This window comes from Bacillus cereus group sp. BfR-BA-01347, from assembly GCF_022663835.1.
In the GTDB taxonomy this organism is placed as follows: Bacteria; Bacillota; Bacilli; order Bacillales; family Bacillaceae_G; genus Bacillus_A; species Bacillus_A thuringiensis_K.
Genome location: NZ_JAKUGG010000002.1, coordinates 58,854 through 80,898, shown reverse-complemented (window position 1 = coordinate 80,898; position 22,045 = coordinate 58,854). Strand labels below are relative to the sequence as shown.

Below are 22,045 nucleotides of genomic sequence, written 5' to 3'. Positions count from 1 at the left end.
AAGCATTGCAAGGAGAGATTAAAAAGTGAAGCCAAGAGGCTGAATGTGGGGTAGGAGCGAGGAGAGTGAACAAGTTGAAATTAGAAAAATTTCGAAAAATAATAGGTCTTTGTCTCCTTGTTTCTTTAGTTTTTATTGGATGTTTTAAACCGCTTCGAACGTTTATTTCATCACCGAAACAACTTGTTGTTTTTGAAGGACAACAATCAGAAATATCATCATTACCAGTTTTCAAAGCTTCATCCACAAATCGTCATGTATTTACAGTGAGTTCGAATGAACAAAAACAAGGACTTATGGTAAATTCTCATCAAAATGGTGAAGCTGATATGGTATTTCAGCTTGCTGGTTTTCCAGTGAAAAAAGTAAATGTGAAAGTGTTAAAAGATTTTAAAGTGATTCCAGGTGGACAATCAATTGGTGTGAAATTAAATACAAAAGGTGTACTTGTTGTAGGCCATCATTTAATTCAAACTGAAAAAGGTAAAATATCTCCTGGTGAAACAGCAGGTGTACAAATCGGAGATATGATTACTGAAATTAATGGTAAAACAATTGAAAGAATGAGTGATGTAGCACCGTTTATTCATAATAGTGGAGAAACAGGTGAACCGCTTAATCTTGTATTGTTAAGAGATGGAAAATATATTCGTACGAAGCTAACTCCACAAAAAGACAACGGTGAATCGTCTTATCGAATTGGCTTGTATATCCGTGATTCGGCAGCTGGAATTGGAACGATGACATTTGTTCATCCAGATTCTATGAAATATGGGGCACTTGGTCATGTTATTTCTGATAATGATACGAAAAAGCCGATTCAAGTCGAAGATGGACAAATTATGCGCTCGACAGTTACATCGATTGAAAGAGGTAGTCATGGGAATCCAGGAGAGAAATTAGCAAGATTCTCACCAGACCGTGAAGTGATTGGCGATATTACAATTAATAGTCCATATGGTATTTTTGGAAAATTAAAGACGAATATGAAAAACGGTATAATGGATAAAGCAATGCCTATTGCATTATCTCATCAAGTAAAAGAAGGACCAGCAAAAATATTAACAGTTATTAATCAAGATAAAGTAGAGGCGTTTGATATTGAAGTTGTTAGTACAGTGCAGCAAAAATTCCCAGCTACAAAGGGTATGGTAATAAAAGTAACAGATAAACGTCTATTAGCGAAAACGGGCGGTATCGTACAAGGAATGAGTGGAAGTCCAATTGTACAAAATGGAAAAGTAATTGGTGCTGTTACACATGTATTTGTAAATGATCCAACATCAGGATATGGTGTTCATATTGAATGGATGTTACATCAAGCTGGAATTAATATTTATGATCAAGAGAAAAAAGCGAGCTAATATATATTATTAGCTCGCTTTTTCTGTTGAAAAATTCGTTGAAATTTTGTAAAAGCTCCGCAAGAGGTGTTTTTTGTTGTAAAATAAAAGGAAAGGGTTGAACGTTTCGTTGTATTTCTATGATGGAATGTGTTGCGAAAGGGAATAAATGAACGATAAACATATTTTTTTGTGATTTTATCGGAAAGTAAGAAACTTTAAAAGGGAATTTTCACACAATTGTCGAACAATTCATGTAGCCTAGAAGGATACACATGTCGGAGAATCGATTCGGTAAGGGAGGAAAAGCTGTGGAGAAAATTAAAGTATGTCTTGTGGATGATAATAAAGAACTAGTATCAATGTTAGAGAGCTATGTAGCCGCTCAAGATGATATGGAAGTAATCGGTACTGCTTATAATGGTCAAGAGTGTTTAAACTTATTAACAGATAAGCAACCTGATGTACTCGTTTTAGACATTATTATGCCACACTTAGACGGTTTAGCTGTATTGGAAAAAATGCGACATATTGAAAGGTTAAAACAGCCTAGCGTAATTATGTTGACGGCATTCGGGCAAGAAGATGTGACGAAAAAAGCTGTTGACTTAGGTGCCTCATATTTCATATTAAAACCATTTGATATGGAGAATTTAACAAGTCATATTCGTCAAGTGAGTGGTAAAGCAAACGCTATGATTAAACGTCCACTACCATCATTCCGATCAGCAACAACAGTAGATGGAAAACCGAAAAACTTAGATGCGAGTATTACGAGTATCATTCATGAAATTGGTGTACCCGCTCATATTAAAGGATATATGTATTTACGAGAAGCGATTTCCATGGTATACAACGATATCGAATTATTAGGATCGATTACGAAAGTATTGTATCCAGATATCGCAAAGAAATATAATACGACAGCGAGCCGTGTGGAGCGCGCAATTCGTCACGCAATTGAAGTAGCGTGGAGCCGTGGGAATATTGATTCTATATCGTCCTTATTTGGTTATACAGTATCCATGTCAAAAGCAAAACCTACGAACTCTGAGTTTATCGCAATGGTTGCGGATAAGTTGAGACTTGAACATAAAGCTAGCTGAGAGTAGAAGTACCAAAGGGTTTTCGTTTTAGTAAAACCGATGCATGCTGGAACTCTATGCTCAATAGTAATTTTAAAATCAATAAACTTTTTAATGAAAGACCAATGAATGTTATAATTCGTTGGTCTTTTTATTTTGTTGAGAAAAAGAGACTATTTGATATCATGGAAAATAAAACCTACTTTTAGTAATATTACATGTAAGTGAGTTTTTTATAAGGCAATTAAATAGATATAGATAGGGAGAAGGGGAATGAAAAATAAAATTTCAACTTGGCTAGGAATAGTAGCAGCTATGGGAGTTCTTGCTATTGCAGTTACATTTGGAATGTTAGAACTTGCCCATAATCCAGTAGATAAAGAAGAGAGTGCTCAAATAGATAAAAAAGAAGACCAAACAATAGTAGATAGATGGAGTCTTTGTTGATGTGTATGTTACTGAAAATTCTACTGAAAGAGAAGTCATTACAGCAATGCATCGCATGACTCATCAAAAAGTGGTGGCAGGACGAAAATCGGGCTCTATCCCAATTATTCAAAATAATGCTAAAAAATTAAAAGAAATTATAAATAAGAATAGCTTTGCGAAGAAAAATGAGCTATTAGCAATTGCTAATAGATGGGTACAAAAGGATTTTAGTAAAATTGTAGAAGGTCACAGTTATTTGTCGGATGCTCAAGAAGATAGCATTTGTAAAGCAACTAGAGCAATGGATGCGTTAGAAGAGCAACATTATATTTTAACTACATTCGGGGAGGAAAAAGCGAAAGAATTGTACGAATCAGGGGATGCTCCGCACGTTCAATAAAAAATAATATAAAGGGCTTCTAGTTTTTTTATGATCGTGTTTTTAGGACGCAATGGGAACTTATAAATAAATGGTCTGCTTTCTTTATTACATGTAACAAAAAAGAAAAGGTGTGATTCATTATTAAATGATGAAGGGACGGCTAAATTGCATCGTAGCACATCTGTTAAAGGATTTTAGTAGGAAAGGCATCCATGATATAATAGAAAATAATAAAAAGTCCTGCAAAACAGGACTGTATTATTCTTCGTCTTTATTTTGTTTTTCTAATTCAACTAGCTTTTGAATTAAAATGTGCTGCGGCATATGCATGAGTTGTTCAAGTGGAACACCTAGTGCTTTTGATAAGCGGACTGCAGTGTCTGGAGAAATTTGTAATGGTTTCATAGAAGTACCTCCTTTTTCGTATAGTATAGCATAAGATTGGGGGAGTGAGGATGACTCTTATATTTGCACATCGTGGTGCGGCTGGAACGTACCCAGAAAATACAATGATTTCATTTGAAGCGGCTGAGTCTTTTAGAGCGGATGGAATTGAACTTGATGTTCAATTAACGAAAGATGGGAAAGTTGTCGTCATTCATGATGAAACGGTGGACCGGACAACAAATGGAAAAGGTGCGGTTCGGAATTATGTATATGAGGACTTATGTAAGTTAGATGCAAGTTATAAATTTGGTGATAAAGTAGGTTTTTGTAAAATACCACTTTTAGAAGAGGTATTAGAATGGCTTGAACAAACGAGTTTGCTACTTAATATTGAACTTAAAAATAATAAAATTCCATACAGAGGTTTAGAGGAAGAAGTTATAACGCTTGTACGGAAATTTAGTTTAGAGGATCGTGTTGTATTTTCTTCGTTTAATCACTACAGTATGAAACGGTGCCATATGATGGCTCCTGATATTCAAACAGCAATTTTATATCGCGAAGGTTTGCATAGTCCGTGGGCATACGCGAAAAAAATGGGGGCTACAGCAGTACATCCGAATTATCGTTACCTTCAAGATGCTATTGTCGAACTAACGATGGAAAGTGGTGTAGAGGTTCGCCCTTATACAATTAATGAAGAAACGCTTATGCGTAAATATTTTGATATGAATATATCGGCGATTATTACTGATTACCCTGAAACGGCAAGAACGTTATTGCCAATAAAAAAATGAGACCGCGTGTAACGGTCTCATTTTTTTATTTATAAATAGTGGGGCATTCCTATCTTCTAAAGCGAGCTTGTACTTTATTTCGTTTGCGATCTCGGTGCAAGACGAAGCCACCAAAGATATAAAAGCCGAGCGCGAAGCAGAGAGCGCCGATTAAAAATTGTAACCACAGTATAGAAATTGGTGGAAATAGAATCCCGAATACCGTATCTCTCATTAACTTTATACCAAATACAGCTAATGAAATAGGGATGAGTGCTAATAGTAGAGCAACGTAACGCTGCATACATAATACTCCTTTTCAGATTATTTCGTATATTTTAATGATGTTATACGGAAAGGGGTTTGTCAAGAGGGTGCTGAACGAGTAAGATAAGGGTGTGAAAAAATTTGCAGAGTTACTTCGAGAGGAAGTGTAATATATGAAACAAAAAGTATTAATTGTTGGTGCAGGTGAAGGCGGGAGCGCACTGCTGAATCTGTTACAAAGTTCGAATATATTTCAAATTATAGGGATTATTGATATAAATCCATTGGCAAAAGGATTACAAATTGCTAAGGAATACGGGATTGCAATTGGAGAAAGTGTAACTCCATTTCTTTCTATGCATATTGATGTAATATTTGATATGACAGGTGAAGATGATGTACATAAAGTTTTATTGGAAAAAAAGAAAAAAGACACTCTTCTTATACCAGGTGATATCGCAAAAATTGTTACAGGATTAGCGCATGAGAAGGAAGGGCTAATTGGGCAGTTAGAGGAACAAACGCAACAAGGAGAATTAATTTTAAATTCTACACATGACGGCATGATCGTAATTGATCGAGAGGGACAAGTTCGTCTTTTTAATAAAAGTGCAGAGCGTATTATCGGATATAAAAAAGAAGAGGCGATAGGAAAATATATTTTAGAAGTCATTCCAACTAGTAAATTACTTCGCATTATACGTACGAAACAAATAGAAGTAAATTATGAACTGACATTAGAGAATGGAAAGAAAATTATTACAACGCGTATTCCAATATTAAAAGAAGGCGGAGAGGTGCAAGGGGCATTTGCAATTTTTAAAGATATAACAGAAGTTGTAGATCTTGCGGAAGAAGTTACAGATTTAAAAGAAATTCAAACACTATTAGAGGCAATTATTAACTCATCTGAAGAAGCGATTTCAGTTGTGGATGAAAAAGGAAGAGGTTTAGTCATTAACCCGGCATATACGAAATTAACGGGTTTAACAGAAGAAGATATTATTGGGAAGCCTGCTACAACTGATATTGTAGAAGGCGAAAGTATGCATATGAAAGTACTTCGAACGCGTCGTGCGGTGCGCGGAATACATATGAAGATTGGGCAAAAAAAGCGAGATGTAATTGTAAACGTAGCACCAGTTATTGTGGATGGAATATTGAAAGGAAGCGTCGGCGTTATCCGTGACGTGTCGGAAATTCAAAAATTAACAAATGAATTGAATAGAGCAAGGCAAATTATTCGCACATTAGAAGCGAAATATTCATTTGATGATATTGTCGGAAATTCAGATGAAACAACTGCAGCTATCGAACAGGCGAAGCTAGGAGCAAATACACCAGCAACAGTACTGTTACGCGGGGAATCTGGGACTGGTAAAGAATTGTTTGCACATGCAATCCATAATGGAAGTAATCGAAAATACAATAAGTTCGTCCGTGTAAACTGTGCGGCCATTTCGGAGACGTTGTTAGAAAGTGAATTATTTGGTTATGAGGAAGGGGCGTTTTCTGGAGCGAAAAGAGGCGGGAAACGTGGGTTCTTTGAGGAAGCGAATAACGGTAGTATTTTTTTAGATGAAATAGGGGAGTTGTCTGCAAATACACAAGCGAAACTCCTTCGTGTATTGCAGGAAAAAGAAATTGTAAAAGTTGGTGGAACGAAAGCGATACCTATTAATGTTCGAGTAATTGCAGCGACACATGTGAATTTAGAAAAGGCTATTCTAGAAGGGAAGTTTAGGGAGGATTTATATTATCGATTAAATAAAATCCCAATTCAAATTCCATCTCTTCGTCAACGTAAAGGAGATATACCGACAATTGCGGACAGGTTGATTCAAAAAATTAATCAAGATTACGGTCGTAATGTAGAAGGGCTCACTGATTCAGCCGTTTTATATTTACAATCATACGAATGGCCAGGAAATGTGAGGGAACTTGAAAATATTTTGGGGAGAGCTATTATCTTTATGAATTATAACGAGACCTATATTGATGTACACCATTTACCGCCATTACATAACGAAGAGCAGGTGGAGTCAAAGCAATCTCATTTATTACCTGAATTAGAAGAAAAGCCACTTGAACATTTAGTGACAGAGTTTGAAGGGAATATTATTTATGAATATTTGGAGAGATTTGATGGGAATAAAACACAAACTGCAAAAGCGTTAGGAATTTCCGTTCGAAATTTATATTACAAGCTAGAAAAGTATAACCATGCAAAAAATAGCACGCAATAAATTGCATACCGTGCAATTTATTGCATGGTATACAAAAAGCGACAAGATAAGACAGAATTTTTCGTTATTTTCCAAAGTATTGATTTTACTGCATTTTGAATACGTTTTCATTATTGGTAAGACCACTTTTAAAAGTTGGCACGGTATTTGCTTTATAAATGGACGAGGGACGACGGAAAGGGTTGATTACAAAATATGAAGTTAGAATACTTAATTGATCAAGCAGGACAGCCTAAAAAAACTGTGGCTGTAGCAGTAGCTGAAGATCATGAAGTAATTGAAGCTGTAGCGAAAGCAATTAAATTACAGCTAGCTCAATTTCGTCTATATGGAAATCAAGAAAAAATAATGGGGATGCTACAAGAACATGGTTTACAAACTTCAGAACATGTTGAAGTGATTGCAGCAATGTCTAGTGCTGAAGCTGCAGAACTTTCTGTTAAAGCTGTGAGAAATGGTGAAGCAGATGTGCTTATGAAGGGGAACATCCCAACAGCAAATATTTTGAAGGCTGTGTTAAACAAAGAGTGGGGCCTACGTAAAGGTAGCGTACTTTCACATGTAGCAGCATTTGAAGTTCAAAATTACGACCGTCTTATTTTCGTTACAGATGCAGCGATGAACATCGCACCTGACGTAACACAAAAAGCTGCTATTATACAAAATACTGTAGAAGTTGCCCAGGCAATAGGAATCGACTTGCCCAAAGTGGCACCAATCGCAGCAGTAGAAGTTGTGAATCCAGCGATGCAGGCGACAATTGATGCAGCGATGTTAACACAAATGAATCGCCGCGGACAAATTAAAGATTGTATCGTTGATGGACCACTTGCTTTAGATAATGCAGTATCACAAATTGCAGCAGAGCATAAAGGCATAGTAAGTGATGTAGCAGGTAAGGCAGATATTTTACTCGTCCCAACGATTGAAGCTGGAAATGTGCTATATAAATCACTCGTATACTTTGCGGATGCAAAAGTAGGAGCAATGATTGCTGGCGCAAAAGCACCGATTGTTTTAACATCTCGTGCTGATTCAGCAGAAACAAAAGTATATTCATTAGCATTGGCAGTTGCGACTGCTTCAAAATAAACCAAAAAGGGTAAAACATTAGGGGGAAACGACAATGACATTAGAAATCTTCGAATACTTAGAAAAATATGATTATGAGCAAGTAGTATTTTGTCAAGATAAAGAATCTGGTTTAAAAGCAATTATTGCAATTCATGATACAACACTTGGACCGGCTCTTGGTGGAACAAGAATGTGGACATATGATTCTGAAGAAGCGGCGATTGAAGATGCATTGCGTCTTGCAAAAGGGATGACATACAAAAACGCAGCAGCTGGTTTAAACTTAGGTGGTGCGAAAACAGTAATTATCGGTGATCCTCGTAAAGATAAGAGCGAAGCAATGTTCCGTGCACTAGGACGTTATATCCAAGGACTAAACGGACGTTACATTACAGCTGAAGATGTTGGTACAACAGTAGATGATATGGATATTATCCATGAAGAAACTGACTTTGTAACAGGTATCTCACCATCATTCGGTTCTTCTGGTAACCCATCTCCAGTAACTGCATACGGTGTTTACCGTGGTATGAAAGCAGCTGCAAAAGAAGCTTTCGGTACTGACAATTTAGAAGGAAAAGTAATTGCTGTTCAAGGCGTTGGTAACGTAGCATATCACCTATGCAAACATTTACACGCTGAAGGAGCAAAATTAATCGTTACAGATATTAATAAAGAAGCTGTACAACGTGCTGTAGAAGAATTCGGTGCATCAGCAGTTGAACCAAATGAAATTTACGGTGTTGAATGCGATATTTACGCACCATGTGCATTAGGCGCAACAGTTAATGATGAAACTATTCCACAACTTAAAGCAAAAGTAATCGCAGGTTCTGCAAATAACCAATTAAAAGAAAATCGTCACGGTGACATCATTCATGAAATGGGTATTGTATACGCACCAGATTATGTAATTAATGCAGGTGGCGTAATTAACGTAGCAGACGAATTATATGGATACAATAGAGAACGTGCACTAAAACGTGTTGAGTCTATTTATGACACAATTGCAAAAGTAATCGAAATTTCAAAACGCGATGGCATAGCAACTTATGTAGCGGCAGATCGTCTAGCTGAAGAGCGCATTGCAAGCTTGAAAAATTCTCGTAGCACTTACTTACGCAACGGTCACGATATTATTAGCCGTCGCTAATCATTCATATATAACTTTTACAAAAGGCGTGGTTACCTCTTATGAGGTTTCCGCTTCCTTTTGAATTTATTAGTGGAGGTAGCAACATTGTCTGTAAATCGAATTCTTGTTATTAACCCAGGTAGTACATCCACAAAAATTGGTGTTTTTGATAATGAAAGACCCGTTTTAGAAGAAACGATTCGTCATGACGTAGAACAGATTGGGAAATACAAGCGAATTATCGACCAATATGAGTTTCGAAAAGAAACGATTTTAGAAGTTCTACATTCTCATGGTATTAACATTTCAAAATTAAACGCTGTTTGTGGACGTGGTGGATTACTTCGTCCAATCGAAGGCGGTACGTATACAGTAAACGATGCGATGTTAGAAGATTTAAAAAATGGGTTTAGCGGTCATCACGCTTCAAACCTTGGAGGCATTTTAGCATATGAAATTGCTTCTGGATTAAACATTCCTGCATTTATTGTGGATCCTGTCGTTGTAGATGAGATGGAGCCAGTTGCTCGTATAAGTGGTATTGCTGGTATGGAACGTAAAAGTATCTTCCATGCATTAAATCAAAAAGCAGTTGCTCGTAAAGTAGCCGAACAGTTAAACCACAAATATGAGGATTTAAATTTATTAGTTACACATATGGGCGGTGGTATTACAGTTGGTGCTCATAAAAAAGGAAGAGTAATCGATGTGAATAACGGTTTAAACGGAGAAGGACCATTTAGTCCAGAGCGTGCTGGTACAGTACCAGTAGGGCAACTAGTAGAAATGTGTTTCTCTGGTGAGTATTACCGAGATGAAATGATTAAAAAGCTTGTCGGACAAGGTGGACTTGTAAGTTTAATCGGTACAAATGATGCGATTAAAGTAGAGAAAATGGTTGAAAAAGGTGATCCTGAAGCAACTCTTATTTATAAAGCAATGGCATATCAAGTTGCAAAAGAGATTGGCGGAGCTAGCGCTGTACTTCACGGGAAAATCGATGCAATCGTATTAACTGGTGGACTGGCATACAGTAAAATTCTTGTCGATGAAATAAAAGAGCGAGTGGACTGGATTGCAGATGTTATTGTACATCCAGGCGAAGATGAGTTAGAAGCGTTAGCAGAAGGAGCACTTCGTGTATTACGTGAAGAAGAAGCTCCAAAAGAATACGTTGTACGTGAAAAAGAAACGGTAGCTAGGGGTTGAGATAATGGCAAAAGAATATGATTTAGTCATCGTTGGCGGCGGTACTGGTGGATATGTTGCTGCAATTCGTGCATCACAACTAGGGTTAAAAACTGCACTAGTCGAAAAAGAAAATCTTGGTGGTACTTGTTTACACAAAGGATGTATCCCTAGTAAAGCTCTTTTACGTAGTGCGGAAGTATATGCAACTGCTAAAAAAAGCGAAGAGTTCGGAGTTATTGCAAGCAATGTAGAACTAAACTTTGCGAAAGTACAAGAGCGTAAAGAGAAGATTGTAACGCAGCTTCATAAAGGCGTTCAACACTTAATGAAACAAGGTAAAATTGATGTGTTTGAAGGTATTGGCCGTATTCTTGGCCCATCTATTTTCTCTCCGATGCCAGGGACAATTTCAGTTGAACTTGCAAGTGGAGAAGAGAATGAAATGTTAATTCCAAAAAATGTACTTATTGCAACAGGTTCTCGTCCAAATTCATTACCAGGTTTAGAATTAGACGGAGAGTACGTAATGTCTTCAGATCATGCTCTAAAAATGGAAACGCTTCCTAGTTCGATTATTATTGTTGGTGGCGGTGTAATCGGTATTGAGTGGGCATCTATGCTTGCTGACTTCGGTGTAGAAGTTACAGTATTAGAGTATGCGAAAACGATATTACCACTAGAAGATCAAGACGTCTCAAAAGAAATGCAACGTCTATTCAAGAAAAAAGGTATTAAAGTAGTAACTGGTGCAAAAGTATTACCAGAAACATTGGTAAAAGATAATGGAGTAACAATCCAAGCTGAACACAACGGTGAAAATAAAGAATTTAAAGCAGAAAAAATGCTTGTATCTGTAGGAAGACAAGCGAATACGCAAAATATTGGCTTAGAGAACACAGATATCGTTGTGGAAAAAGGATACATTCAAACAAATGAGTTTTATCAAACGAAAGAATCACATATTTACGCAATTGGAGATGTAATCGGTGGCCTGCAACTTGCTCACGTTGCTTCTCATGAAGGAATTGCTGCAGTAGAACATATTGCAGGGAAAGAAGTTACACCAATTGATTACTCTATGGTATCAAAATGCGTATATAGCAGTCCAGAAGTTGCTTCTGTCGGTTTAACAGAACAAGAAGCGAAAGAAAAAGGCTATAAGTTAAAAGTAGGTAAGTTCTCATTCCGCGCAATCGGAAAAGCACTTGTATACGGAGAATCAGATGGTTTCGTAAAACTTGTAGTTGATGAAGAGACAAATGACATTCTTGGTGTTCATATGATCGGACCGCATGTAACAGATATGATTTCTGAAGCTGGTCTTGCAAGAGTACTTGATGCAACACCTTGGGAAGTAGCACATACAATTCATCCGCATCCATCATTATCTGAGGCGATTGGTGAAGCAGCACTTGCTGTAGATGGAAGAGCGTTACACGCATAAAAATGTGGATTTAGGAGGTTATGAAAAATGGCAGAAGTAAAAGAAAAGCGCCATGAAGAGCTTGGCTTAAGTGATGAGCAAGTATTAGAAATGTTCCGTACGATGTTACTTGCACGTAAAATCGACGAACGTATGTGGTTATTAAACCGCGCTGGTAAAATTCCATTCGTAATTTCTTGTCAAGGACAAGAGGCTGCACAAGTTGGAGCGGCGTTCGCTCTTGATAGAGAGAAAGATTATGCATTACCATACTACCGTGATATGGGTGTTGTACTAGCATTTGGTATGACAGCTAAAGAGCTTATGTTGTCTGCTTTCGCGAAAGCTGGAGATCCAAACTCTGGTGGTCGTCAAATGCCTGGTCACTTCGGTCAAAAGAAAAATCGTATTGTTACAGGTTCATCTCCAGTAACAACGCAAGTACCACATGCAGTCGGTATTGCACTAGCTGGAAAAATGGAGAAGAAAGATTTAGTAACGTTCGTTACATTTGGAGAAGGTTCTTCAAACCAAGGTGACTTCCATGAGGGGGCAAACTTTGCTGGTGTACACAAACTACCTGTTATTTTTATGTGTGAAAATAACAAATATGCAATCTCTATTCCAGTTGAAAAACAATTAGCATGTAAAAACGTATCAGATCGTGCGATTGGTTATGGTATGCCTGGATATACAATAGACGGAAACGATCCGCTTGCAGTATATAAAGCTGTAAAAGAAGCAGCAGATCGCGGTCGTCGTGGTGAAGGCCCAACTTTAATTGAAACAGTATCATATCGTTTAACAGCACATTCTAGTGACGATGATGATCGTGTTTATCGTGATAAAGAAGAAGTAGAAGAAGCAAAGAAAAAAGATTCAATTATAACATTCGCGGCTTATTTAAAAGAAGCTGGTGTGTTAACTGAGGAATCGGAAAAACAAATGTTAGACGAAATTATGCATATCGTAAATGAAGCAACAGAATATGCAGAAAATGCTCCGTATGCAGCACCTGAAGATGCATTGAAGCACGTATACGCAGAATAGGGGGGAACGTTTCATGGCTGTAATGTCTTATATTGATGCTATTACATTAGCAATGCGCGAAGAAATGGAACGCGATGAGAAAGTATTCGTTTTAGGAGAAGATGTTGGTAAAAAAGGTGGTGTGTTTAAAGCGACACACGGTTTGTATGATCAATTTGGTGAAGATCGTGCGCTTGATGCACCGCTTGCAGAATCTGCAATTGCTGGGGTAGCAATTGGTGCGGCAATGTATGGTATGCGTCCAATCGCTGAAATGCAGTTTGCTGATTTCATCATGCCAGCAGTAAACCAAATTGTTTCTGAGGCAGCAAAAATTCGTTATCGTTCTAATAATGATTGGACTTGTCCAGTTACAATTCGTGCACCATTTGGCGGGGGTGTTCACGGTGCATTGTATCATTCACAATCTGTAGAAGCGATGTTTGCAAACCAACCAGGTTTAAAAATCGTTATCCCTTCTACACCATATGATGCAAAAGGCTTATTAAAAGCAGCCATTCGTGATGAAGATCCAGTATTATTCTTCGAACATAAACGTGCATATCGTTTAATTAAAGGTGAAGTGCCGGAGGATGACTACGTATTACCAATCGGAAAAGCAGATGTAAAACGTGAAGGTGATGATATTACAGTTATCACGTACGGATTATGTGTTCATTTTGCTCTTCAAGCGGCTGAAAAGTTAGCACAAGATGGCATCTCTGCACACATTCTTGATTTACGTACTGTATATCCATTAGATAAAGAAGCAATCATTGAAGCAGCTTCTAAAACAGGTAAAGTTCTTCTTGTAACAGAAGACAATAAAGAAGGAAGCATTATGAGTGAAGTGGCAGCAATTATTGCTGAAAACTGTCTATTTGATTTAGATGCGCCAATCGCACGTCTTGCAGGTCCAGACGTTCCAGCAATGCCATATGCACCAACAATGGAAAAATTCTTTATGGTAAATCCAGATAAAGTTGAAAAAGCAATGCGTGAACTTGCGGAATTTTAATCGGGGGGACTATACATGGCTGTAGAAAATATTACAATGCCTCAGCTCGGGGAGAGCGTTACAGAGGGCACAATTAGTAAATGGCTCGTTAATGTTGGCGATCACGTAAACAAGTATGATCCGCTTGCAGAAGTAATGACTGATAAAGTAAATGCTGAAGTACCATCTTCTTTCACGGGTATTGTGAAAGAGTTAATCGCTGGTGAAGGTGATACGTTAGCTGTAGGTGAAGTAGTTTGTGTGATTCAAGTAGAAGGCGCAGATGAAGTAGCAGCAACAGCTGTTGAGGAAAAAACAAAAGAAGAACCAAATGCAGAAGTAGCTACGTCTGAAAAAGCACCGAAAGTAAAACAACCAACTGATGGAAAACCACGTTTTTCACCAGCTGTGTTAAAACTTGCGGGTGAGCATAACGTTGATTTAGATTTAGTAGAAGGTACGGGAGCAAACGGCCGTATCACTCGTAAAGATATTTTAAAGCTAGTGGAATCTGGAAAGATTCCACAAGCAGGTGCGGCGAAGAAAGAGGAAGCTGTAGCGGCAGTAGTAGAAGCTCACCCAGAAGCACCAAAAGCAGCACCAGTAGCGCAAAAAGTAGAAGCTGCGAAACCAGTTTCTGTACCTACAATGCCTGGAGATATCGAAATTCCAGTAACAGGTGTGCGTAAAGCAATCGCAGCAAACATGTTACGTAGTAAACACGAAGCACCACATGCTTGGATGATGATTGAAGTAGATGTGACAAACCTTGTGTCATACCGTAACTCAATTAAAGGTGAATTTAAGAAGCGTGAAGGCTTTAACTTAACGTTCTTTGCTTTCTTCGTAAAAGCAGTAGCACAAGCGTTAAAAGAGTATCCTCAAATTAATTCAATGTGGGCTGGCGATAAAATTGTTCAGAAGAAAGATATTAACCTTTCTATCGCTGTTGCAACAGAGGAAGAACTATTTGTACCAGTAATTAAGCAAGCGGACGAGAAAACAATTAAAGGTATCGCTCGTGAAATTACAGAACTTGCAGGAAAAGTACGTACGAAATCGTTAAAAGCGGACGAAATGCAAGGTGGAACATTTACAATTAATAACACAGGATCATTCGGCTCTGTTCAATCTATGGGTATTATTAATTACCCACAAGCGGCTATTTTACAAGTTGAATCAATTGTAAAACGCCCAGTAATTATGGATAACGGTATGTTCGGTGCCCGTGACATGGTTAACTTATGTTTATCACTTGATCACCGAGTACTTGATGGTTTAATTTGTGGTAAGTTCTTAGGACGTGTTAAAGAAATTTTAGAAAACATGTCAGAAAATAATACATCTGTATATTAGTCAACTACCCCCACTGAGATGAAGCATTTCAGTGGGGGCTTGAGTTTGAACGCTAGGTCTTTTCGGCTATCGCTAGACAGTTTGACGCTCTAGCATTCATGTCACCTTATGGTAACACCCCAAGTATATTTTTGGTCGGTACTGACAACGAACGATTGTTTTCCCACTTGCACCACTCTTTCGAAAAAGAGAAGTTCTTCCCTATGGAAGAAGCCACCGCTCAGATGAATCCGGCGTGTGCTACAAGCCCCGACAAGTCAAGTACACATGGATGGTTGACGCACCCACTAAGCTATGCGCGAAGTAACAGCCTTACGTTTTTGCACTTCTAATAGAATCGGCGTTTTCACTTTCAGATTTTCATCCAATTCTACAATTTTTGATTTTTTCAATGTATTCAACGCACCATTAATATCAGCATGGATACATGTTCCTGCTTTACTTTGGTACAGACCGCGAGTAATTCGTTTGCCACTAAAGCGATACTGCGTCCTATCATCCTTAGACCAAACTGGAACCGGATCTTTATCAAGAAAACTAGCTTTTGAAGTATAGCTTTCTTCTTGTTTTAAAAATCGAATGCCTTCTTTTATACATTTATTCTCAATCGCTGCAATCAGTTTATGAAATGGGATTTGAACAAACTTTTGATTATTCTGTTTCCCCATATGAGATTTTTGTTTCCAACCAGCGTTATACCCTACAACAATCGTATCTATATCGAATTCTTTCACTTTTTTGAACAACAGGCCTACCGCTTGTGAAATGTAACCATTTATTTGTTTTTCTCGGTTATGCCAAAGTGCAGCGATTTTATTCGTTACAACTCGTTTTGAAAGTCCATTCTCCATATTTTTCTGTTGTAGATTACGTATCGTTTTGTTGAAGTATTGATTTATAGATTTTAATTTTTTCCCATCAATTAAGAAGGCGTCACCTGTATTGGTTACGCAACTTACTAATCTATCTACACCTAAATCGCAACTCAAAGCGTTACTCGTAGTCGTGGATGGTTTCTTCATTTGAGAAACGTGCATTTCATATGTATAATGCACCTCAAAGAACCGACCTTTTTGCTTCGGTACAATCTCAATGTAGGAGATTTTTTTATGTCTTAAATTTTTTGGCATACGTATTTTAATGGAACCGAATTTTTTTCTGAATGCCACATTCATCGGAATTATCCAATACCCATTATCATCCACTTTTGGAGCTTTATAGATTTCGATGATTCGTTTGTCAGTGGAACGAGAATAATTCGGAAACTTAGGACGACCTGTGAACTTGTCAGGATGTTTCTTCCACTGTTCCATTGCTTTAAAAAAGCTCTTCACTTCTGTAAATAAGGCTCTACGAATCGCTTGAACAGAGTTTGATTGAACGCCCGAGTAGTTCATATCGGCTTGCATGGCAGTATCCACTTCTTTTACAGTAGCCATCCTGTTATTGTTTAAGTAACTTTGTTTCATCGTGTACAAGCCAACATTTCGCAAAGCTTTTGAACTATGCGACATACGCTCAAGTAAACGAAATTCTTTTGCAGTCAGGATAGTTCGTCCGATATTCTGTTTCTGCGTGAATCGTTGCATCTTTTCTCTTTTCTTTTGTTTCCGTAATACTTTCACTGCTTTCTTTCTAGCCATTTCTTTCACCACCTTTCTTAGAGAGTTCATTACTTTTGACAAATCAATATTTGAAACGAAATGAAACAACATGCGAACATGGTCTTCATCGTAATTCCTTTTGGATCAAGTAGCGGAATGATAATCATTATCTAATTTCGTTGTCTTACAATCTATTCCCTCCTTATCTACATGATATCGTAAGAAAAAAAGAAACAAACATTCGCCTTGAAAATTATTATGAGCGAAACAAAAGAGTTCAGCCTACCTTCTTGCCGAAGATGATAAAAAGCTCGCTTATGCGAGCTTTTTATTATCTTATTTCTTCATCTACATCCTACTATATGTATAAATATCTTTCCCAGTAATCTTACAATAAACGATTATGTATTAGGAATTTACGAAAATACATTGCTGATATATGGTATATGGATATAAAATAAGAAAAGAATAATTTTTTTGGCAAATCTTACTGATGAAACTGTAGTATAATATATTGTATTGTATGAAAAAGAGAGTTATTCTATATAAGTGTTTTATAGATAATGTGTAATCAGTCGTCAAAACATGAAGAATGTTGACTCCTGGTTTTTTATTTTTGCCGTAACAATGTTTCAGGAGGATGTCATGAAAAGAAGTACCGAGTTTCTAAAAAGTTTAGATGTAAAATTAATTTTAATTTTGTGTGCACTATGTGTGACGAGTATAGCTGCTATATATAGCAGTCAGCAAACGGGACAGTATGGAGCTGCAAACTTTGCTATGAAACAAGGTGTTAACTACATAATTGGGATTGTATTGTTACTTCTTGTTGCAAGCATCGACTTAGATCAATTGCAAAAATTGTCTTGGCCACTTTATATTGCCGGGTTTGGTTCACTTATTCTTTTGAAAATACTACCGGTTTCCACCTTCACACCTGAAAAATTAGGTGCAAAAAGATGGTTCGTTTTTCCAGTACTTGGACAAATTCAGCCGTCTGAGTTTTTCAAAATTGCATTGCTTCTTGTAGTAGCAAGCATAGCTGTGAAACATAATGCGCAGTATATGGCAAGGACATTCCAAACGGATTTAAAATTAGTAGGTAAAATTATGCTAGTTTCTCTTCCTCCTATGGCTGTTGTATATAGCCAACCGGATACAGGTATGGTGTTCTTATATGCTGCTGCTATTGCATGTATTTTATTTATGTCAGGTATTCAAAAAAAATTGATAGCATTATGTACAGTTATTCCGGTGACCATATTATCTACATTAATATTTATTTTCTTTAAGTATCCAGATTTTTTCTATAATAAGTTAGTTACTTTACTAAAACCTCACCAACAGTCGCGTATTGTAGGTTGGTTAAATCCATTTGAAAATGCAGATCAAGGTTATCAAACACAGCAATCGATTTTAGCTGTAGGTAGTGGAGGAATGGAAGGCAAAGGGTTTGGGGGAGGAAGCGTCTATATCCCAGAGAAGCATACTGACTTTATTTTCGCTACAATTGCCGAAGAAGGTGGATTTATCGTAGCAGCCTTAGTTGTCTTCTTGTTCCTATTACTACTATATCGAACAATTATTATTGGTTATTCCGCTGATAATTTATTTGGTACATTATTATGCGCTGGATCGATCGGTATATTAACAGTTCAAATATTCCAAAACATCGGTATGATTGTTGGATTAATGCCTGTAAAAGGTATTGCATTACCTTTCTTATCGTATGGGGGAAGTTCCTTATTCTCGAATATGATTATGATGGGGCTTATACTATCGGTACGGAAAACTTATAAAAAATATATGTTTTCAGTTAAGTAAAAAAAACTGGTTCGTTTTTAAACGAACCAGCTTTTTTACATATATGCTCATAAACGTTGCAAACTAAACAGGATAGCAGTTTGAGACGGGTAAGGAGTGCAAAGTGATGCATATGCATATTTTTGAAGGAGCACGGCATCTTTCTAATAGTGAATGGGTTATTCGGGCTATTATAGCATACATATTTTTAATATTAGTTGCGAAAGCGATGGGCAAAGGTCTATCGCACAACTTCGTTTTTTAGATGTTGTATTAGTGTTATTACTTGGCGGGAATATTTCTAATGCAGTTTTTGATGAAAAGGTCGGATTACTTGGTTCAATGAGTACAATTTGTATACTAGTTGTACTTCATATTGTAAGCTCTATTTTAATGTTGAAATGGGATAGATGGAGACGGTTTTTAAAGCCTGCACCGATTATTCTTATACATAATGGTTCCATTGATTGTAGCAATTTGAAAAAGGCGAGAATTACGGCGGAATATTTATTTTCGGAACTTCGTATGCGAAATGTGAGCGATATTCAAACGATTAAATTAGCATTATGGGAAGCAAACGGTGTCGTTTCTATATTTCGGTATCCAAAATATGAAGCAGTTTCGCGGCTTGATCTTAAAGTGGCGGGAAAAAAATCTCCAGTTTCTTTTGTATTAGTAAAGGATGGGAGGATACAGAAAGATGTTCTTGCATTATTAGGAAAAACAGAAGCGTGGGCGAGAGAATTGCTAGAGGAGAGTACAGAAGTCGAATCTATCATGTTAGCTACAATAGATGAATCACATAAAATAAATATTTTGTTAAAAAAATGAAAGATATACGCATTTTGTCGTTTCGTACATATGATACAATAGTGTGGACAACGAAAAAGGAGGCGATACGGTGGGATATGTAGAAGAATTACGAAAAATAGTTGGTCATCGCCCTTTAATTTTAGTTGGTGCTGTTGTACTCGTTATAAATGAAAATGGATATGTTTTATTACAGCAGCGGACAGAGCCGTACGGAAAATGGGGGCTACCTGGCGGGCTAATGGAGCTTAGTGAATCACCAGAAGAAACAGCTTATCGTGAAGTATATGAAGAGACAGGAATAAAAGTGAAGAATTTGCGACTAATCAATGTATTTTCTGGAGCGAACTACTTTACAAAATTAGCAAACGGTGATGAATTTCAATCTGTAACAACCGCCTATTATACGGATGAATACGAAGGGGATTTTGTTATGAATAAAGAAGAAGCAGTTCAGCTTAAATTCTTTTCACTAACAGAACTACCTGACTATATTGTAGGATCGCATAAAAAAATGATTGCTGAATATATGAAGATTATGGAAAAAAAGATATAATAATAGTGAAAGAAATACAAAAACACAGCTCTGGTTGGTAGTCCAGACGCATGATTTCATGTCAGTAACCTTCCCCTCCGGGATGTCCCGTATTTCTAATCTTTTAAAGGAGGGGCTGTCAATGGATTTGACAGTATATCACGATGGTCAATTTTTTGTTGGAATTATTACATGTAAAGAAAAAGGGAAATTGTATGGAGCGAGGTATATTTTTGGAGCGGAACCGTCAGATGAAGAAGTGCTTATGTTTGTGAATGGTTCAATTTTAGAGCATTTTCAGCACTTTGCAAAATGTGGTGTAGAAGTTAATGAAAAACAGCGTCCTAAAAACATAAAGCGTATCATACGACAAGCAGCAAAAGAAACAACTATTAAACGTTTTACTAAGGCGCAAGAGGCGATTAGTTTATCTTATGAATTGCATAAGCAAGAAAAGAAAGTGCAGTCTAAAGAGAAGCGAGAAGCTGAAAAAGAAAGAAGACGTTTAATTAAAGTACAAAAAGTAAAGCAAAAACATCGTGGTCATTAAAGAAAAGGTGTTAGAGCAAGAGCTCTAACACCTTTTCTATACTTAAATACAAGTAAACTTACTTGTATTTCATAAACATTAACTGGTAAGATACAAATAGGTAGTTTTAGAGGAGGGAAAAGAGTGATTAATTTTAACTTTTTTATGAATGATGTTGTCCGCCAAGCGCGTGAAGAGATTGTCTCTGCTGGATATACAGAATTGACGACGCCAGAAGCGGTAGAAGAAGCATTTAAAAGAAATGGAACAACACTTGTAATGGTAAACTCTGTATGTGGTTGTGCAGGTGGTATTGCTCGTCCTGCTGCTGCGCATTCCGTACATTATGATAAACGTCCTAACCACCTTGTAACGGTGTTTGCAGGTCAAGATAAAGAAGCGACAGCAAGAGCGCGTGAATATTTCGAAGGGTACCCACCTTCTTCTCCATCATTTGCTTTATTAAAAGATGGAAAAATTGTAACGATGGTAGAGCGTCATGAAATTGAAGGTCATGAACCGATGCAAGTTATTGCGAAACTACAATCGTATTTCGAAGAGAATTGTGAAGAACTATAAAAAATAAGAGAAAAAGCGGCACATCCACAATCAAGTGGATGTGCCGCTTTTTTATTTATTATTAAAATTTCTGAGATATGCATAGTTATGTTGTTTTATGCATTTTTTATACATAATAAACATCGTTTGTATTGCTGTTTTATTTATTTTTATTTTATATATTGCATAAAAATAAAAGTGCTGATACAATACAAACATCGAATAAATATTCTATTAAACTTTTAAATATACATTATTAGGGGGAAGAAAGATGAAGAAGTTAGTATCAATATCGTTTGCACTTATTTTAATTGTAAGTATATTCAGCGCTTGTAGTAATGGGGAGTCGAAAGAAACAAAAGGAAATAAGAAAGTACTCGTAATGGGGACTTCAGCGGATTATAAACCATATGAATACGTGGAAGCTTCAAAAAGTGATGAAATTATTGGTTTTGATGTTGATGTTGCTAAATATATCGGAAAAGAACTTGGGTATGAAGTGAAAGTGAAAGATATGGATTTTGGTGGTTTATTAGCATCTCTTAGTTCAGGAAAAGTTGATTTCGTAATGGCAGGCATGACGCCAACTGCAGAGCGTAAAAATAACGTTGATTTTACAGATATTTATTTTGTTGCGAAAAATATGGTCGTTTCTAAAAAGGATTCTAACATTAAATCTGTAGAGGATTTAAAAGGGAAAAAAGTAGGAGTACAAACAGGGTCTATTCAAGAAGAGAAAGCAGCCGAATTTAAAAAACAAGTAGATTTCCAAGTTGAGGGACGTGACCGTATACCAGAAATCGTACAAGAAATTAAAGCTGGTCGTTTTGAGGCTGCAATTATAGAAGACACAGTTGCTAAAAATTATTTAGAGAAAATGAAAGATTTACAAGGAATTGAAATTAAAGAAGCACCAGAAGAAGTTGGAGCAGCAATTGCCCTTCCGAAAAACAGTGATAAAACAGCTGAATTTAATAAAGTAATTAAAAAAATGCAAGAAAATGGAGAAATGGATAAATTAGTGAAGAAATGGTTTGGCAGCGGAAAATAAGCTGCCTTTCACTTTTCTGTGAGGGGAATGAAAAG

General features: G+C 36.9%; 19 protein-coding genes and 2 pseudogenes. 18 read left to right on the top strand and 3 right to left on the bottom strand.

All coding sequences use genetic code 11. The annotated features are described in order from the left end of the window. The first annotated feature begins 65 nt into the window (after positions 1 to 65). The 3 genes and pseudogenes from spoIVB to MR143_RS03640 all read left to right on the top strand — a co-directional run bounded on the left by spoIVB (position 66) and on the right by MR143_RS03640 (position 3,257). Positions 66 to 1,364 carry a SpoIVB peptidase gene (spoIVB, locus tag MR143_RS03650; protein ID WP_002164177.1) on the top strand — a complete coding sequence of 433 codons (1,299 nt, stop codon included), beginning with the start codon at positions 66 to 68 and terminating at the stop codon, positions 1,362 to 1,364. Positions 1,365 to 1,654: 290 nt separating this feature from the next. Next, the gene (spo0A, locus tag MR143_RS03645; protein ID WP_011110369.1) at positions 1,655 to 2,449 is read left to right on the top strand and encodes a sporulation transcription factor Spo0A; all 795 of its coding nucleotides are present in this window, start codon (positions 1,655 to 1,657) and stop codon (positions 2,447 to 2,449) included. A 252-nt stretch (positions 2,450 to 2,701) separates the two neighbouring features. Next, positions 2,702 to 3,257 (top strand): annotated as a pseudogene (locus tag MR143_RS03640) (PRK06770 family protein). 240 nt (positions 3,258 to 3,497) lie between these two features. Here MR143_RS03640 and MR143_RS03635 read toward each other — a convergent pair. Then, a complete protein-coding gene (locus MR143_RS03635) occupies positions 3,498 to 3,644 on the bottom strand; it encodes a YycC family protein (RefSeq protein ID WP_000803575.1) in 147 nt (48 codons plus the stop codon). Between the two features lie 50 nt (positions 3,645 to 3,694). Between MR143_RS03635 and MR143_RS03630 the strand changes: the two genes are divergently transcribed. Further along, the gene (locus MR143_RS03630; protein WP_000172585.1) at positions 3,695 to 4,423 is read left to right on the top strand and encodes a glycerophosphodiester phosphodiesterase; all 729 of its coding nucleotides are present in this window, start codon (positions 3,695 to 3,697) and stop codon (positions 4,421 to 4,423) included. 49 nt (positions 4,424 to 4,472) lie between these two features. Here MR143_RS03630 and MR143_RS03625 read toward each other — a convergent pair whose 3' ends face one another. Beyond that, positions 4,473 to 4,706 carry a DUF2627 domain-containing protein gene (locus MR143_RS03625; RefSeq protein WP_001190210.1) on the bottom strand — a complete coding sequence of 78 codons (234 nt, stop codon included), beginning with the start codon at positions 4,704 to 4,706 and terminating at the stop codon, positions 4,473 to 4,475. A 136-nt stretch (positions 4,707 to 4,842) separates the two neighbouring features. On the opposite strand from MR143_RS03625, the gene MR143_RS03620 reads away from it, so the two are divergent. The 8 genes from MR143_RS03620 (at position 4,843) to MR143_RS03585 (ending at position 15,120) form a co-directional block, all read left to right on the top strand. Beyond that, complete coding sequence (locus MR143_RS03620) at positions 4,843 to 6,915, top strand: sigma-54 interaction domain-containing protein (RefSeq protein WP_000810969.1); 2,073 nt, start codon at positions 4,843 to 4,845, stop codon at positions 6,913 to 6,915. 195 nt (positions 6,916 to 7,110) lie between these two features. Beyond that, positions 7,111 to 8,007, top strand: coding sequence for a phosphate butyryltransferase (gene yqiS / locus MR143_RS03615; RefSeq protein WP_000764680.1), 897 nt, complete (start codon positions 7,111 to 7,113; stop codon positions 8,005 to 8,007). Between the two features lie 34 nt (positions 8,008 to 8,041). Next, positions 8,042 to 9,142 carry a leucine dehydrogenase gene (locus MR143_RS03610; RefSeq protein ID WP_000171357.1) on the top strand — a complete coding sequence of 367 codons (1,101 nt, stop codon included), beginning with the start codon at positions 8,042 to 8,044 and terminating at the stop codon, positions 9,140 to 9,142. 87 nt (positions 9,143 to 9,229) lie between these two features. Next, positions 9,230 to 10,333 carry a butyrate kinase gene (buk, locus tag MR143_RS03605; RefSeq protein ID WP_000115780.1) on the top strand — a complete coding sequence of 368 codons (1,104 nt, stop codon included), beginning with the start codon at positions 9,230 to 9,232 and terminating at the stop codon, positions 10,331 to 10,333. Positions 10,334 to 10,337: 4 nt separating this feature from the next. Continuing rightward, positions 10,338 to 11,759, top strand: coding sequence for a dihydrolipoyl dehydrogenase (lpdA, locus tag MR143_RS03600; RefSeq protein WP_001051289.1), 1,422 nt, complete (start codon positions 10,338 to 10,340; stop codon positions 11,757 to 11,759). A 27-nt stretch (positions 11,760 to 11,786) separates the two neighbouring features. Beyond that, positions 11,787 to 12,788, top strand: a complete 1,002-nt coding sequence (gene bfmBAA, locus MR143_RS03595; RefSeq protein ID WP_000852551.1) for a 3-methyl-2-oxobutanoate dehydrogenase subunit alpha — start codon at positions 11,787 to 11,789, stop codon at positions 12,786 to 12,788. A 13-nt stretch (positions 12,789 to 12,801) separates the two neighbouring features. Beyond that, the gene (gene bfmBAB / locus MR143_RS03590) at positions 12,802 to 13,785 is read left to right on the top strand and encodes a 3-methyl-2-oxobutanoate dehydrogenase subunit beta (protein ID WP_000290071.1); all 984 of its coding nucleotides are present in this window, start codon (positions 12,802 to 12,804) and stop codon (positions 13,783 to 13,785) included. 15 nt (positions 13,786 to 13,800) lie between these two features. After that, a complete protein-coding gene (locus MR143_RS03585) occupies positions 13,801 to 15,120 on the top strand; it encodes a dihydrolipoamide acetyltransferase family protein (RefSeq protein ID WP_242280616.1) in 1,320 nt (439 codons plus the stop codon). 287 nt (positions 15,121 to 15,407) lie between these two features. Here the strand turns inward: MR143_RS03585 and MR143_RS03580 are convergent, their stop codons facing one another. Continuing rightward, on the bottom strand, positions 15,408 to 16,763 hold the full coding sequence (locus MR143_RS03580; protein ID WP_000101438.1) for an RNA-guided endonuclease TnpB family protein: 1,356 nt from the start codon (positions 16,761 to 16,763) through the stop codon (positions 15,408 to 15,410). Between the two features lie 606 nt (positions 16,764 to 17,369). Here MR143_RS03580 and MR143_RS03575 point away from each other — a divergent pair. The 6 genes and pseudogenes from MR143_RS03575 (at position 17,370) to MR143_RS03550 (ending at position 22,010) form a co-directional block, all read left to right on the top strand. Beyond that, on the top strand, positions 17,370 to 18,548 hold the full coding sequence (locus MR143_RS03575) for an FtsW/RodA/SpoVE family cell cycle protein (protein WP_000831178.1): 1,179 nt from the start codon (positions 17,370 to 17,372) through the stop codon (positions 18,546 to 18,548). Positions 18,549 to 18,654: 106 nt separating this feature from the next. After that, positions 18,655 to 19,358: pseudogene (locus MR143_RS03570) on the top strand (DUF421 domain-containing protein). A gap of 70 nt (positions 19,359 to 19,428) precedes the next feature. Next, the gene (locus MR143_RS03565) at positions 19,429 to 19,893 is read left to right on the top strand and encodes an NUDIX hydrolase (RefSeq protein WP_000542550.1); all 465 of its coding nucleotides are present in this window, start codon (positions 19,429 to 19,431) and stop codon (positions 19,891 to 19,893) included. A 121-nt stretch (positions 19,894 to 20,014) separates the two neighbouring features. Next, a complete protein-coding gene (locus MR143_RS03560) occupies positions 20,015 to 20,422 on the top strand; it encodes a YjdF family protein (protein ID WP_000366583.1) in 408 nt (135 codons plus the stop codon). 144 nt (positions 20,423 to 20,566) lie between these two features. Next, complete coding sequence (locus MR143_RS03555) at positions 20,567 to 20,980, top strand: BrxA/BrxB family bacilliredoxin (protein ID WP_001979317.1); 414 nt, start codon at positions 20,567 to 20,569, stop codon at positions 20,978 to 20,980. Between the two features lie 250 nt (positions 20,981 to 21,230). Continuing rightward, on the top strand, positions 21,231 to 22,010 hold the full coding sequence (locus tag MR143_RS03550) for a transporter substrate-binding domain-containing protein (protein WP_000737679.1): 780 nt from the start codon (positions 21,231 to 21,233) through the stop codon (positions 22,008 to 22,010). The last annotated feature ends 35 nt before the right edge of the window (positions 22,011 to 22,045 follow it).